Below are 15,912 nucleotides of genomic sequence, written 5' to 3' on the forward strand. Positions count from 1 at the left end.
ATTGATTACAAGATCATGATCTGTAATTTTTTTAATAAATTCTGAATAATTGGGATATCCGAAATTTTCATAAGTGCCACAAAAGATATATCCTGCAAAACATTTTTTCTTTGTAAATGTTTTATAATCAGTAAATTCATACGTATACAAATAGGTATTTCCGTTGTCGTAGAGCATGAGGTAGATGTTCTTGTCAACCAAAATCACATCGCCAACGAGTATATACTTCCTGACATCTCCCCTCATATAATCTTTTTCTTCATCACAAATACGATTCATTTCCAAATGCTCTATCAACACACTATCTCTTTTACTATTATATAGATATATATCCCAAGATGTTTTTACATTCTTTACATCCGTTTCTACAAGCATTTTCACTTCTAGATTATCTATTTTTTTATGATATGCTTCCATGGTTGTCTTTGTTTTATTTGTTGTTTGGGCGTTGCAGTATAAAACACATAAATGAAATGTAAATAGTAGAAATGATTTATACATCATAAGTATATCGTTTTATTTTCATCTGAAAAGTAAAATTTTTTTTCTACTGTTTTAAATAAAAATACTGGCAAATATTTTTCCATTTCAGTGGTTGTGGTTTTGTATAAAAAAGGTGTACAAAGAGGATCCTTCGTCTGTATATCAATGCATGTACCCGAATGCATTAGATCAATAAAAGGCTCTCCCGAACGTGTATATTTAGAAAAAATAACACCAGTTAATGCTTGAGAGGAATATGCTTTTAGCAGTTTTACATGATCGGAATAATATGCATCTCCTCTAATTCCGTAGGATGGATCGTAATATTTTTTTGATCCACCTTTTTCAAAGGTAGCAAATACATGATCCCAAAAAAAATGCCTAGGTTGAGCATTTCCCTGCGCTTTATTTCCATTTGGAGGATTTTCTGTAGGGACATTTGGATCATGGATTGACCAAGTTTTTACTAGAAAAATTGAATTTACAAATCTGTCAGGAATTTCTGTTGGTATAAGTCCTGCTCCCACAGCAGATGTAAATACAAATTGATCAACTTCAATACCCTGCGTGAGTGCTAAGTGAACAAAAAAAGAAGAAAATTCGTCGCAACGTGCCTCGCCCTCACGTAATAAAGTACGGAGACCTCTTACAAACCTACTTGTCGCCGAACTTTTATTTCGCCAATAGCCCAGTCCCTCAGCAGAGAAATTATTCTTTAAGTACCCTTTTTCCGTTTCTCGTCTACGTATTATTTTTAAGGGTATAAATTCATTAAAAATAGCATCTACTATTTGTTCTGAATTATCAGCAGGATTGGCCGCAGAGTTCCCTAAACCTTTTGCTTGTCTGCAACCAATCCATAGAATGGATTCTAAAATATTTTCTTTATCATTATTAAATTCAGCCTTCATTTGCATAAATGTATGTTTTTTTGAAACATCCTTATTTTCATACAATTTATACAAGGGTTCCTTCCAAGTAAGATAGAGTTCATTGATACAAGAGCCGGCATGTACCCATGTATGGCCATCTATAGAATATTCAAAAATAAGTTCGAACTTAAGTATGTGTTGAACAGTATTGACATAGGGCGTATTGATGCTTGTAAAGCTTAGCTCAAACTCTCCGAACGTTTTGCCTTCACCCATTACAAAAATATATTTATTATTATTACTCCGTACTCGTATGTTAGGTGTAGTGGCAAAGGTATTGCTAGACGTAAGCTTGAAGGTTGCTGTAAACGCCATTAAATCGATGCTTGAAAATGTTATCGGTATGATCTCTGGTTTTATCAAACTAGCATCTTTAGGATCATGTCTTGTGTGCAGCCAATGATAAAACTTTCCACAATCTTTAAGAATATAAAATTTTTCTTGCTGGTCGAAAGTTCCTACATCATCGCTACAGACATCGTATTTTGTATGAAAGGCTACTTTAGTAAGCATTATTGCTGCTTTGGGATCAGCATCTTGACCATATTCTTTATCCCCTGTAATAGCTTTTGAGCCATCAGAGCCTTTTTGTTTTTCAGATGCATCCAACTCTATCGTTGTGTCTTTTATTTCTTTATGCCTATCTAGTGTTGTATTTAATTTTTCTTTGATATTATTTTCTTTGATGGAATTTTCTTTTTCCCAAAGTACATTCAGCTTGTCTTTCAACCCTTGAATATAACCTGCTAACTCTTCTTTGTTTAGCTCTGACCTATTCATTACAGGTTCACTTGTGGCATCTGAATTGTTAAATAATTTCCCAAAAAAATTTGTTTTATTATTGCTCATTGTCCTGAATTTAAAAATTGAATTTTGCCACTCATGGTACAATTTATATATGATTTATCAATCAGTGCATGCTTTTTTTCGATTGTCAAGTCTTTTTTAAAATCAACCCAATCCAACAGAGAGATACACGCTTTGCAGGGCTTTTGGGTAATTGAACAAATGCCAAAATCAATCGCATTCAGAATGGGATCTTTATCAATTGTTGAACAAGAATAAGCACCTTTAAACTTCAACACTTTTTTCGATGCTTTCATTTTACATGGGAGCGAACCTTTATCACATAACATCATTGCTCCGTCTTTAATATATTCAAAAACGCCTCCGTCTTCTGGTTGTATATGAATTGCCATATGTTTTTTGTGTATTTACGTTATAGTTGTGATGAAAAATGATTATAGCTTTTGCTGATTCATTCAAATAAATATGTGTATTTTTTAAAACGCTTATCAATAGGACACAAATACATTATTAATAAGCGATTGAAAGTATAAAAAATGTAGATGGATTAAAACCAAACCATTCAAAAGTATTGAATTTATTATCTTATGTTAACAAAACAAAGAGTAAAATTCATTTTAGAGTTGTTTTAGAAATAATTGAATGGGTAAATGACTTCATTAAATTCAAAAAAAATATTAAAAGATAAAAAATAATCAAAGGATCGAACAATTACATCAAAGCTAAATTTTTATTTTTTTGATATTTGCTATAATTAAATTATTTGATATTTACTATTTACCATCCACTATATAGCTTAGTGTCACAATCAATATGATCGTATCCTTTCTCACAAAATAACACATACATCTTCTGACGAAACGAATCGATGCAAAGTACTGTTCGCATTGCCTCATACACCCACTCGTTCATCATATTATGCACCAAAACAATCAAAGGCTGTACCATACGAAATACAAGCCTCTGATCCATTCGATGTCGCTTTGAGAAATTCTTTAATTATTTACTCTTATTAATTGCTTCTCGAACCTTTGGCGCTATTTGCGTTCCGAATATTTCAATCGACTTCATAAGTGAGGCGTGAGAAGGCCCACCAACATCCATGTGCGCAGAGAAACGCGTAAGACCAAACAGTTCGTGCATTTCCAGAATTTTATCTACCGCTTCGTTTGCATCTCCAATAATTAAATGCCCATTCGTGCCACGACCATAATCATATTGACTCCGAGTGTATGGTTGCCATCCGCGCGTGCGGCCAATACGGTTCATTTGAGATGCATAGACTGGATAATATTCATCTGCAACTTTTTTACTATCGTCTCCAAAAAAACAGTGCATGTGTACGCCCACTTCATAAGCAGATACATCATGCTTGTAATGCTGATATACTTCCTGATAATACTTAAATAAGGGTTGAAATTGTTCTGGGTTTCCACCGATAATAGCAAATATAACAGGCAGTCCTAATTTAGCCGCACGCACAACAGACTCTGGCGTACCACCAACGGCTACCCATATTTTAAGATTATCATTTACGGCACGCGGCAATACTTCTTGATTATTGAGTGCCGCACGCAAGGTACCTTTCCAAGTAATCGGATTCTGTTCGTTTATTTTTACCAGCAACTCTAATTTCTCTTCAAACAAGTTGTTGTAGTCTTTCAAATCGTAGCCATAAATGGGGAACGATTCGATAAAACTCCCGCGACCAGCAGTAATCTCTGCGCGACCATTTGTAATTTGATCAATGGTTGCAAAGCTTTGATAGATACGAACTGGATCTGAAGAACTTAAGACTGTTACTGCACTTCCTAATTTAATATTTTTAGTTACCGTTGCCGCAGCAGCCAAAACAATTTCAGGAACGGAAACGGCATAATCTGCGCGGTGATGTTCGCCAATACCAAAAAAATCTAGACCCACTTCGTCCATCAATTTTATTTCATCAATCAACTCTCTGAGGCGACTTCCTGAATCCATAGGATTCCCTTGCAGGTCGTAATGATTATCACCAAACATTCCTATACCTAGTTCCATGTGTTTGTTGTTTTAATAATTGTAGTTGAAAATATCTTCGTACAAAGCTGTTCGTGTTTTATATTCGCGAACCAAAACAATTGAGCTGTATAAAACGAATTATAAATCCTTTTCATCTGGCTTTAGGATTGCAAATCTGGAAGAGCGACTGACCTATGAGTCCAATCCTACTTCACAGGCTTCTCCACAATCACTTTAATCTTATCTCCCAATTTTACACCAGATATTACTTCAACCTTTACGCCATCAGACAAGCCTGTTTTAATAAGACTTTTTTTAAACTCTTGAGGCTTTGTTTCAATTTCTACAAATGTAGAATCTCCGCTAAATTGAATTAAGGCTTCTTTAATAGATAATACAGAATCTCTGCGTTGCAATACTAAATCTGCATTGGCACTGTAGCCAGATCGGATATATACGTTCTTGTCAAGTTTAATTGCTGCTTTAATTTCGAATTTAATGGCTCCGTCTTCAGTGATTCCTTTGGGAGAAATAAATTCTAATTTTGCGGGAAACACTTTGTTATCGATCGCCGCGATATGAAGGTCTACATCCATTCCAACATGAATTTTTCCGACTTCTGATTCATCTACTTTACCTAAGAAAATCATATCGTTCATGTTTGCTATAAACGCAATAGTTGTTCCTTCATTAAAGGTATTCCCTTCGATCACAAATGCGCCTTCTTCTACGGGTACATCTAAGACCATTCCACTTACAGTTGCACGTACCAAATTTGTAGCATTGCCTGCTTGTTTGGTTGCCCCATCTTTTACGATGTCAAAATTATTTTCAGCTGAACGAAGTGTTTCTTTTGCTTGATTATAATCCAATACATATTTATTAAATTCTGCTTCAGGAATTAATTCGTCATCAAATAATTTACGATAGCGTTTGTATTCGGTTTCCGTTTGTGTCAACTGTAATTTTGCTTTTGCTACATTTGACTCGGCAGAATTCAAGTTCGCCATATTAGGTACAATACGAATATGTGCTATTAATGCACCTTTTTCAACGTATTGTCCAGCTACTACATGTAACTTTTCTACAATACCAGATACCTGCGATTTAATCGCAACTTCTTTACGCGGCACGATAGAGCCCGCTGATACTGATTTCTGAACAATATCACTATAAAATGGAATATCTGTGGTAAAAACAATTGGCTTCTTTTGAGAGTTTTGATACAAAAACCAAAATGTCCATACAAATAGACAAATCATTCCGACAACAAGACTGTAGGTTAAAATTTTCTTAATCATAATTTATTCTGCTCTTAATGCTTCAATAGGATTTATTTTTGCTGCTTTGATTGCAGGAATCAAACCTGCCAAACCACCCGACAAGACGAGGATTATTGTTGCAATAATAGCAACATTAAAATCAATATCGGGATTTGCGAAATACGAATTTTTTGTTTCTGTACCTGCCATTAAACTTTTAAACCATTCCACCAACAACACTCCGGCTAGTAAACCAAAGTAGCCAGCAAATGCTGTAATAAAAATAGACTCTTGAATGATTAAACTGATTATAGACATGGGAGTTGCACCCAAAGCCTTACGAATACCAATCTCTTTGGTACGCTCTTTTACAATAATCAACATGATATTACTTACACCAACAATCCCTGCAATGATGGTCATGATACCAACACCCCAAATAAATATATTTACTCCAAAGAAGAGTCCATTAATCTTTTGTGTTTCTTTTCCAGAGTTCCAACCACCTACCGCATTTTTATCTTTAGGAGAAACAATGTGTTTGGTTGATAAATATGCTTTTACTTGTTCTTCAAGTATCAAGGGGTCATAACCATCTTTAGGTGTAATACCAAACACACTAATCCGGTCTTGCAAGTTGAAGGTTGTTTGTATTGTACTCAGCGGAATGAAAATTTTCTCTGAATCATCTCTACCACTGCCTCCCATATTCTCTACTTCAAAACAACCGATCACTTGAAAATACACTCCTTTAATTTGAATGTATTTACCGATTGGGTCTTCTGTTCCAAATAACAATTCTCTAACTCTACTTCCAATTACGGTTACTTTACGGTTGTCTTCTATGTCGTGTTGATTTATAAATCGACCTTCAGAAAATTTCATCGGACGAACCTTATTTAAATCTGGCACATTGCCATCTACTTTAAAATTACCCGTAACATTCTTATAATTTACAGTATAATCGCCCGTTAGTGTTGTCCCTGCAGCAATGTACATCAGACCTGGCATTTCATTTTTCAAATAAACATAATCGTCATTCTTAAATATCACATAACGACCGGGTTTCATGCCATTATACGGAATGGTTGTTTTACCACCCCAAATCCACATGGTATTTTTAGCCATGCTGCTAAAATTTTGATTCACTCCATTCTCCAAACCTTTACCCGCAGCCAGCAATAACACCAACATGAAAATCCCCCAAAAAACACCAAAGGCAGTAAGCAAGGTCCGCAGCGGATGCTTTTTTATGGTATTAAATATTTCTTGCCACTTATCTAAATCGAACATCGTGTATTTTAATTTTAATATATATTTCCCTAGTAGGGGCGAATTGCATTCGCCCATTACATTGGCATTTGTCCATTACATAGGCATTCGCCCGACGAAGGGCGAATGCAATTCGCCCCTACTCCATCAATCCGTCTTTCAGGCGAATGATTCGCTTGGTGCGTTCTGCAATATCTTGCTCGTGGGTAACAATAATAACGGTTATGCCAGAATTATTGATTTCTGTTAACATGCCCATTACATCATGTGATGTTTGTGAATCCAAAGCACCTGTTGGCTCATCTGCCAAAATCACACTCGGCTTTGATACCAATGCCCGAGCAATAGCAACGCGTTGTTTTTGTCCGCCCGAAAGTTGATTGGGCATGTGCTCTGCCCAATCTTTTAAACCCACGCGTTCCAAATATTCCAAGGCTATTTTTAGGCGCTCCTTTCTACCAACACCTTGATAATACAAAGGCAGGGCTACATTTTCTACCGCGTTTTTAAAGGCAAGCAAATTGAACGATTGAAACACAAAACCTAAAAACTTATTGCGATAATATGCTGCTTTCGTTTCTGAAAGATTTTTTATAAGTGTGCCGTTTAACCAATACTCCCCTTCATCATAGTCATCTAAAATGCCCAAAATATTGAGCAAGGTAGACTTTCCCGAGCCTGAAGAGCCCATAATGGATACGAAATCGCCTTCATTAATCGTTAAGTCAATACCCTTTAAGACATGCATGGAATTTGCACCAGTGGTATACGATTTATGTATATTCTTTAAAGTTATCATGAAAATGGGAAACAAACTCAAATCTAACGCCAAACTAGGCGAGATAGTTTACAATATCAACAAAAGAGTGTAATTTTATCTTTATTTGTTTCAACACATTGAATTAAGCATTCATTATCTCACAACTCTTCCAATGAAGAACATCTATATATTATCCCTTTTGCTCCTTACATTTTCATTAAAAGCACAAGAAACATGGACCTTACAGCAGTGTATGGATTATGCAGAAACACATAATTCGCAATTGCAAAAAATCAAAAACAACGAATTGCTTTTTAATCAAATTGTCCTTCAGGCTAAAGGAGCAATGCTGCCTTCCATAAATGCAAGTGCCTCTCAAAATTACAATTTTGGTAGAAGTATTGACCCCTTTACCAACGTGTATGTCAATCAACAAGTGCGTTCTAATAATTTCAATGTAAACGGAAGTTTGGTTTTATTCAATGGTTTTTTATTACAGAACACATTAAAACAAAGTAAAGATGATGTAGCAGCTGCGCAGCAAGATATCGAACAATATCGATTGGATATGAGCATCTCTATCGTACAAGCGTATGTATCTATTTTAATGAACGAAGAAATAATCGAGAATTCAAAACGCCAAGCGCTAACCACAAAAGAAGTATATGACCGTATGAATAGCTTGAAAGAGTCTGGTGTAGTTACTAAAAGCAGTGCATTAGATGTGTATGCACAATGGAAAACAGAAGAAGCCACAGTGATTCAATCGAAAAACAATTTAGATCTGTCGTATTTAAATTTAGGACTACTTTTACAGCTTGCAGACCCAATGGCTATTCGTATTGCCAAACCAACAGACCTACTTGATAAAAACAAAATGGCGTATTCAAACCCAGACGAGGCGATGAAAAACGTGATTGATCAAATCCCTCAATTAAAAAGTTTAGAATATAAAAAAGAGAGTACAACACATGCATATTATGCATCCAAAGGTAGGTACTATCCAAGAATAACCTTAAATGGTTCTTTAGGAACAATCTATTCTACTTCTGGGAAAGTAGTAACTGGCCAACAATTTACAGGCACGAAAGTAATTGGGGTAACACAAACAGGTAATGATAATGTATTAACCAATACCTATGCCACGACATTATCCGACAAAGCATATGGAATGCAACTCAAAGATAACTACAGCAAATTTATAGGTGCAACGTTGAGCATACCCATATTAAATGGTTTACAAGTGCGCACTACTGTACATCGCAATCACATTGCTATGACACAAGCAGATTTAGACTACACTATCGCAAAAGTAAGCCTACAGCGCACCATTTATACGGCATTCTATCAAGCGAGTGGCAGCCAATCCAAGTTATCTGCTTTAAATGAATCTTATTCCGCTACACAAGAATCCTTCCGCAATGCCGAAAAACGTTTGGACGGAGGTATTATAACATCCGTTGAATTCAATCAAATCAAGAATACCCTTAGCCAATCTCAATCCAATTTGGTGCAGGCAAAATATGATTTCATCTTTAAAAATGCGATATTAGACATATATTCTGGACAACCAGTTAATATTCAATAGTTCAATAGATTAACTCATAAAATCACTATTCAACATGAAAAACAAGAATCAAGGCATAATTTGGACACTTCGATTTTTAGTAGCGATCCTTTTTATTTTTTCTGCATATACAAAATTGATTCCCATAGAAGCTTTTGAAAAGCAATTGGTAGATCAAGGGATTACCAATTGGTGCTTTGCTCCTATCTTAGCGCGTTGCATTATTTCTATTGAATTCTTTCTTGGTATTGCATTCCTTCAAAATCATTATTTTAAGAAATTTATATTACCTGCAACTGCATTGATGTTAGTTGTTTTCTGTGTTCATCTAATATATCAAATATCAACCCAAGGCAATAGCGGCAACTGTGGCTGTATGGGCCAGATAATACCGATGACCCCTTTACAAGCATTGATTAAGAATATTATTACCTTAGGAATGATGGTTTATATTTATATAAACTACATTAATACAAAAGTTCACCAACACAGATTTCCAACATTCATATTACTTAGCACATTCCTAATTATATTTTGGCAGTACAAACCAGAGTGTGGGTGTGATGCAGGCAATGTATTGGTTGCGCCCGAAACTATGATTATAGAACCTATCATTAAAATAGATACGGTATATATTGAAAAGCCAGTTATTGACACCAAATTAAAAAAAGGAATTGATCCTAAAAAAGTAGATGTAAAAAAATCTGTTGTTGAAACGGTGCCAATCAAAGAAGCAACAGTTGAAATACAGAAGCCAAGTATGCCTAAAACAACATCCATATTTGCAGCTTATAAAAGCTTCAATACGGGTATCACAAATTTAGATTCAGGAAAAAACATTGTATGCTTATTCAATGTAGATTGTGATCATTGCATGCAAACAGCAAAAGATTTGGTGGAGTGGAATAAAGCAAATAAACTGCCGCCTGTATACATCTTATTTTGGGGAGAAGAATCTCAAAAAGAAGCGTTCTTTAAGTTTGCTGGTGGCACCTTCCCTTATGCATTTATTGATGCAGGCAAATTCTTTCGTTTGTTAGACAAAGCACCTTCCCCACCAAGAGTTGTTGTATTAAATGAAGGAAATATTGTTGGCGATTTCACGTCAGAAACATTTAAAAAAGAAGCGTTAAATAACGCAATTAATAAATAAATATGATTAATAAAGCGTTAGCAGGTATTCTATTTTTAAGTATGTTTTTTATTTCCTTTGAAATAAAAAACATACGATCTGTTACGTTAAAAAGAATTGTTATTGATGCAGGACATGGTGGCAAAGACCCTGGTTGTAATGGAAAAACATCTAGAGAAAAAGACATTACCTTGAAAATTGCATTACAATTAGGTGAGCTCATCAAAACAAATATGCCAGATGTTGAAGTAACCTATACCCGGAAAGACGATCGGTTTGTAGAACTTCACGATAGAGCTACGATTGCAAATAAAATCAATGCCGATTTATTTATTTCCATTCACGTAAATGCAGGTCCTGAGCAATTTGCAGGCACTGAAACGTATTGTATGGGTTTACATAAGTCTGAATCAAATATGCAGGTAGCGCAACGTGAAAATGCTTCCATTTTAATGGAGGCTAATCAGCAAGCGAACTACGATGGTTTTGACCCCAACAAACCTGAGTCCTATATTATGTTTTCACTTTACCAAAGTGCCAACTTAACAAACTCAATGATCCTAGCAGGACAAATTGAAGAAGAATTCACAACCTTCAATCAACGCCACAGTCGGGGTGTAAAGCAAGCGGGGTTTTTAGTGCTATGGAAAACAACCATGCCAGCAGTATTGGTTGAAACAGGTTTTCTAACTCATGCTGAAGAAGAAGTGTATCTTAATTCCGACAAAGGTCAAATGCATACAGCCTATGGAATCTATAGTGCAATAGAGGATTACAAGCAAATGATTGAAGCGGAGTAAAAAGGATCCGAACACGATTAAAGGATGGCACTAAATACAGGATTACTTTAGTGGTTAATTTTAACTTAATTTCTTATTTTTTTTTAATTAAAAAGAATTTATACTAAACTGTTTTTTTTTGCACTGTGTACTGACTACTAAATACTTAATATTTAATACTTTTCACTGACCACTGTTTACTGACCACTGACCACTACTTATTATGACCGACTCTGAATTACACACCCTAAAATACCCTATTGGAGAATACGTTAAAATCGTTGCGCCAACTAAAGACCAATTAGCCCTTTTCATTTCAGACATTCATTTATTTCCGCAACGATTGCATGAAGCGGTTGAATCACTGTCGCAATCGCAATTGGATACAAGATACCGTCCTGATGGTTGGACAATCAGACAAGTGATTCATCATTGTGCAGACAGCCATATGAATAGTTTTATACGATTTAAACTCGCTTTAACCGAAGACAACCCTACTATAAAACCTTATTTTGAAGATCGTTGGGCAGAGTTAATTGATGGTAAAATGGCGATTGAATTCAGTTTGCATATTTTAGATGGCTTGCATACTCGTTGGACAGCTTTATTGGATTCCCTTACAGATACAGAATTAGCAAGAACTTTTATGCATCCACAACATCCCACACCATTCAAAATTGATGAATACATAGGCATGTATTCTTGGCATTGCAATCATCACTTAGCACATGTTACAGAATTGGTAAAACGTAGCAATTGGCAATCTTCTATGATTTAATATTTTAAGAATCCTATCATTTGAATATATCCACAAAGAAATATTCAAATGATAGGATTCTATTTTTTAAAAGAGCTCTATTTATTTCTAATATTTTTTTTCAAATCCGTTACCATACGTATTTCTGTTTGTATATATTTTAGAATTAGGGCATTTCTACTCCTAATTAAGCCATTTCTTCAAAAAGATTGCATATGCTACAAGCTAAAACTATTAAAATAATTTTCATGTCTATTATATTCTTAAGTTGGAATATAGTATCCGCACAAGATCAATGTAAACCTGTAGGCTGGGCAACACAAAACGGAGGAGTTACTGGAGGCGGATCAGCTACTCCTACAGTAGTAACTTCCTATGCGGCATTAAAAACTGCGCTTACAACAAAAACAGTAAAAGTTGTTCATGTATCCGGAACCATAACATTTCCTCTAAATGGTCGGATTACCATACAGGATACCGATGGTAAAACTGTTATTGGATTAGCTGGATCTAAAATGGTATCTGTAGATTTAACATCTAGTGGATCTGGTATATTATATGTAAAAAGAACGACGAATTTAATCCTCAGAAATCTAACCTTTGAAGGTCCTGGCGCATATGATGAAGATGGCAATGACAATCTTACAGTTGATGATTGTCAAAACATTTGGGTAGACCATTGCGATTTCCAAGATGGAATGGATGGCAACTTTGACATTAAAAATATGTCTAATTTCATCTCCATTACTTGGTGTAAATTTGGCTACAAAAAGAAGCCAATTACTGGCGGATCTGGTGGATCAAATGATCACCGTTTTTCAGATTTAATTGGCAGTTCTGATACTGCAACTGGAGATGCGGATAAATTAAATATTACTTTTCAGTATTGCTGGTGGGCTGAAGGCTGCGTAGAACGTATGCCCCGTGTACGTTTCGGAAAACTACATATTGCGAACTGTCTATATAATAGCTCTGTTTCAAACTCATGTATACGTGCGGGCTACAAAGCAAATCTATTAATTGAAAGTAATGTATTTATAGGAGTTAAAAACCCAATTGACTTGTATAAAAATGATTTTACCGCAGTAACAGAAAAAAACAACATATTCACGAGTACCAGTGGAGGTAAAACAGGGAGTGGAACAGCTTTCACACCACCATATACATTAGCCATTTCAAATGCAAGTGCTGTTCAAGGCATGGTAACAAATACAACTTGCGGAGCAGGTGCAACAATGGATAGTCCAACGCAGTGTGGTTGCGGAACACAAACGGCTAACAAAATCCCAACAGCAGCTTTAACAGCACCAAGTTCTGGATCAAACACATGTATAGGAACTAGCATTACGATTAGTGCAAATGCACAAGACAGCGATGGCAGCATATCAAAAGTAGATTTTTATAATGGAACAACTTTATTAGGTTCAGACAATACATCGCCCTACTCCATCACATACACTCCAAATACAACAGGTACACTATCTATCACAGCTACAGCTACGGATAATTCTGGAGGAACAGGAAGCTCTGCAGCAAATAAAGTAACGGTATCTGCATTGCCAATTGCAAGCATTTCTTCTGCAACAACAAATTTATGTACAACACCATCTATTGTTTTATCTACTGGTGGAGGGTCTTCTTATATCTGGTTTAAAGACAATAAACAAGTAGGTACTGCTGCAACATTCTCAGCTACGGAAGCAGGTACCTACACGGTAGAAATAACAAACAGTGCTGGTTGTAAAGCACTTTCTGCTGCAAGAACACTTACAGGAACGCCTCAAGCAATACCAATCATAACTACACCTTCTACATCAATCTGTTCAGGAAGTTCCGTTAAATTATCTACAAGTTCTGGCTCCTCTTATAAATGGTTTAATGGCACCACATCAACCGGAACTTCTGCTACTATTGATGTTATTCAAACTGGTGATTATACTGTAGAAGTAACAAATGCAGGAGGCTGTAAAGCTACATCTGCAATAAAAACAATAACGGTAAATGCATTACCAGTAATTACACAAAATGCACAAATCAACAATGGAACATGGACTGCAACGGATAATGCAACCGTATGTGCAACAGGAACAATTGCACTTGGACCTTGGCCAACACAATCAGGCTCTTGGACATGGACAGGACCTAACAATTTCAATTCAACAGTACGTGATCCAATACTTACTAATTTAGCAATTGTAAATACAGGTACGTATACAGCAAGTTATACAGATGCAAATGGATGTAAAGCAAGTAGCGCCTTTAAGTTAACTGTTGCTGCAATACCAACTGCAAGTATTTCTTCTGCAACAACAAATTTGTGTACTGCTCCATCCATCATTTTATCTACTGCTACAGAGTCTTCATATATCTGGTTTAAAGACAATAAACAAGTAGGTACTGCTGCAACATTCGCAGCTACCGAAGCAGGTGCCTACACCGTAGAGATAACAAATAGTTCTGGTTGCAAAGCAATTTCTGCTGCAAGAACACTAACGTCAATACCACAAGCAACTCCGACTGTTTCTTCTGCAACAACAAATTTGTGTACTACCTCATCCATCGTTTTATCTACTGGTACAGGGTCTTCATACATTTGGTTTAAAGACAACAAACAAGTAGGTACTGCTGCAACATTTACAGCTGCCGAAGCTGGTGCATACACCGTAGAGATTACAAATGGTTCTGGTTGCAAAGCAATTTCTGCTGCAAGAACACTAACAGGAACAACACAAGCAACGCCAACGATATCTTCTGCAACAACAAATCTGTGTACTACTCCATCCATCGTTTTATCTACTGGAGCAGGAACTTCGTACATTTGGTTTAAAGACAACAAACAAGTTGGTACTGCTGCAACATTCACAGCTACCGAAGTAGGTGCATACACCGTAGAGATAACAAATAATTCTGGTTGCAAAGCGATCTCTGCTACAAGAACACTAACAGGAACAACACAAGCAACACCAACTATTTCTTCTGCAACAACAAATTTGTGTACGACTCCATCCATCGTTTTATCAACTGGTGCAGGACTTTCTTATATCTGGTTTAAAGACAACAAACAAGTTGGTACTGCTGCAACATTCACAGCTGCCGAAGCAGGTGCTTATACCGTAGAGATAACAAATAGCTCTGGTTGCAAAGCAATCTCTGCTGCAAGAACACTTACCCTATTAACACAAGCAACACCAACGATATCCGCTCCAAGTTCATCTATCTGTGCAGGAAATTCGGTTGTATTAACAACTAGTTTAGGAGCTTCTTACAAATGGTTTAATGGTACGTCGCCAGTAGGAACAAATACTACATTAACCGTTCAAGATGCGGGTGCATATACTGTTGAAGTTACAAATAACAGCGGATGCAAAGCTACTTCACAGGTAAAACAAATTACAGTAACAAGTACAATAACATGGTATGCGGATACAGATAATGATGGTACAGGAGATGTTGCTTCAACAATTCTTTCTTGTACACAACCACAAGGGTATGTAGGAATATCTGGAGACGCATGCCCGAACGATGTCAATAAAACAGCACCTGGTAATTGTGGTTGTGGAAATACCGAAGCATCTTGTATGGATTGTGCAGGCATTCCAAATGGTACTGCATTTTATGACAACTGTTCCATTTGTGTAGGAGGAACAACGAGTAATACAGCATGTGTAACTACAGCAACCCTTAATGGAACGACGGCAAACATTACCGTTGTACCACAACCTTTCGATATTAACACATCTATCTCAATTGCCAATCTTGGAATGATTGAATCAATTACAATTATCAATGCTGCAGGAGCAGTTGTTGAAACAAAGCAACACATAAACAATGAATCCATTACACTTGGAGAATCTCTTGCGTCTGGTTTGTACACCGTAATGATACAATCGGAAACAGGTGTTTATACAACCAAAATAGTGAAGAAATAAAAATTACAAATACTTCCATACGACATCTTGTTTAAAATAAAATCAAGGTGTCGTATTTTTATTCTGGTAGATTATTTTTACCTACTAAACTTAAGAAATAACTCAACCGCATTATCACCCTTTGCTAAGGTATTTAAAACACCTGTAGAATAAGACATGGCAATAGAAATTCTAGAGGTTCCAACATAAATATCTTTCAACCCTCCCATCAAAACCAGCCCCTTTTGATACCTA

12 protein-coding genes are annotated in these 15,912 nt (G+C 36.0%); 5 read left to right on the forward strand and 7 right to left on the reverse strand.

Annotated features, from left to right (window positions below; translation table 11 throughout):
* The 7 genes from Q0543_RS14220 to Q0543_RS14250 form a co-directional block, all read right to left on the reverse strand.
* Positions 1–417, reverse strand: a 417-nt coding sequence (locus Q0543_RS14220; RefSeq protein ID WP_299254482.1) for a hypothetical protein, incomplete at its 3' end; no start/stop codon positions are given.
* A gap of 83 nt (positions 418–500) precedes the next feature.
* Positions 501–2,264, reverse strand: coding sequence for a hypothetical protein (locus Q0543_RS14225; RefSeq protein WP_299254485.1), 1,764 nt, complete (start codon positions 2,262–2,264; stop codon positions 501–503).
* On the reverse strand, positions 2,261–2,614 hold the full coding sequence (locus tag Q0543_RS14230) for a PAAR-like protein (RefSeq protein ID WP_299254488.1): 354 nt from the start codon (positions 2,612–2,614) through the stop codon (positions 2,261–2,263). Before Q0543_RS14230 ends, Q0543_RS14225 begins: the two co-directional genes overlap by 4 nt.
* 607 nt (positions 2,615–3,221) lie before the next feature.
* Complete coding sequence (locus tag Q0543_RS14235; protein ID WP_299254490.1) at positions 3,222–4,259, reverse strand: LLM class flavin-dependent oxidoreductase; 1,038 nt, start codon at positions 4,257–4,259, stop codon at positions 3,222–3,224.
* Between the two features lie 167 nt (positions 4,260–4,426).
* Entirely contained in the window at positions 4,427–5,521 is a 1,095-nt protein-coding gene (locus tag Q0543_RS14240; RefSeq protein WP_299254492.1) for an efflux RND transporter periplasmic adaptor subunit, read from the reverse strand.
* A 3-nt stretch (positions 5,522–5,524) separates the two neighbouring features.
* Positions 5,525–6,775: an ABC transporter permease gene (locus Q0543_RS14245; protein ID WP_299254495.1), complete on the reverse strand. Its 1,251-nt coding sequence runs from the start codon at positions 6,773–6,775 to the stop codon at positions 5,525–5,527.
* Between the two features lie 118 nt (positions 6,776–6,893).
* The gene (locus tag Q0543_RS14250; RefSeq protein ID WP_299254498.1) at positions 6,894–7,553 is read right to left on the reverse strand and encodes an ABC transporter ATP-binding protein; all 660 of its coding nucleotides are present in this window, start codon (positions 7,551–7,553) and stop codon (positions 6,894–6,896) included.
* Positions 7,554–7,686: 133 nt separating this feature from the next.
* Here Q0543_RS14250 and Q0543_RS14255 point away from each other — a divergent pair, with 133 nt between their 5' ends.
* The 5 genes from Q0543_RS14255 to Q0543_RS14275 all read left to right on the forward strand — a co-directional run bounded on the left by Q0543_RS14255 (position 7,687) and on the right by Q0543_RS14275 (position 15,678).
* Positions 7,687–9,102: a TolC family protein gene (locus tag Q0543_RS14255; protein WP_299254501.1), complete on the forward strand. Its 1,416-nt coding sequence runs from the start codon at positions 7,687–7,689 to the stop codon at positions 9,100–9,102.
* 34 nt (positions 9,103–9,136) lie between these two features.
* On the forward strand, positions 9,137–10,234 hold the full coding sequence (locus Q0543_RS14260; RefSeq protein WP_299254504.1) for a DoxX family protein: 1,098 nt from the start codon (positions 9,137–9,139) through the stop codon (positions 10,232–10,234).
* A gap of 2 nt (positions 10,235–10,236) precedes the next feature.
* Complete coding sequence (locus tag Q0543_RS14265; RefSeq protein WP_299254507.1) at positions 10,237–11,013, forward strand: N-acetylmuramoyl-L-alanine amidase; 777 nt, start codon at positions 10,237–10,239, stop codon at positions 11,011–11,013.
* A 202-nt stretch (positions 11,014–11,215) separates the two neighbouring features.
* A complete protein-coding gene (locus tag Q0543_RS14270) occupies positions 11,216–11,770 on the forward strand; it encodes a YfiT family bacillithiol transferase (RefSeq protein WP_299254509.1) in 555 nt (184 codons plus the stop codon).
* A gap of 227 nt (positions 11,771–11,997) precedes the next feature.
* Positions 11,998–15,678: an Ig-like domain-containing protein gene (locus tag Q0543_RS14275; protein ID WP_299254512.1), complete on the forward strand. Its 3,681-nt coding sequence runs from the start codon at positions 11,998–12,000 to the stop codon at positions 15,676–15,678.
* Positions 15,679–15,912: the final 234 nt, after the last annotated feature.

Source organism: uncultured Cytophaga sp. (assembly GCF_937863595.1).
GTDB lineage: Bacteria > Bacteroidota > Bacteroidia > Cytophagales > Cytophagaceae > Cytophaga.

Bases quoted from the DNA above. Each gene is read 5' to 3' on its own strand.
- Q0543_RS14225 (WP_299254485.1), bottom strand. From the start codon at position 2,264: ATGAGCAATAATAAAACAAATTTTTTTGGGAAATTATTTAACAATTCA.
- Q0543_RS14230 (WP_299254488.1), bottom strand. From the start codon at position 2,614: ATGGCAATTCATATACAACCAGAAGACGGAGGCGTTTTTGAATATATT.
- Q0543_RS14235 (WP_299254490.1), bottom strand. From the start codon at position 4,259: ATGGAACTAGGTATAGGAATGTTTGGTGATAATCATTACGACCTGCAA.
- Q0543_RS14240 (WP_299254492.1), bottom strand. From the start codon at position 5,521: ATGATTAAGAAAATTTTAACCTACAGTCTTGTTGTCGGAATGATTTGT.
- Q0543_RS14245 (WP_299254495.1), bottom strand. From the start codon at position 6,775: ATGTTCGATTTAGATAAGTGGCAAGAAATATTTAATACCATAAAAAAG.
- Q0543_RS14250 (WP_299254498.1), bottom strand. From the start codon at position 7,553: ATGATAACTTTAAAGAATATACATAAATCGTATACCACTGGTGCAAAT.
- Q0543_RS14255 (WP_299254501.1), top strand. From the start codon at position 7,687: ATGAAGAACATCTATATATTATCCCTTTTGCTCCTTACATTTTCATTA.
- Q0543_RS14260 (WP_299254504.1), top strand. From the start codon at position 9,137: ATGAAAAACAAGAATCAAGGCATAATTTGGACACTTCGATTTTTAGTA.
- Q0543_RS14265 (WP_299254507.1), top strand. From the start codon at position 10,237: ATGATTAATAAAGCGTTAGCAGGTATTCTATTTTTAAGTATGTTTTTT.
- Q0543_RS14270 (WP_299254509.1), top strand. From the start codon at position 11,216: ATGACCGACTCTGAATTACACACCCTAAAATACCCTATTGGAGAATAC.
- Q0543_RS14275 (WP_299254512.1), top strand. From the start codon at position 11,998: ATGTCTATTATATTCTTAAGTTGGAATATAGTATCCGCACAAGATCAA.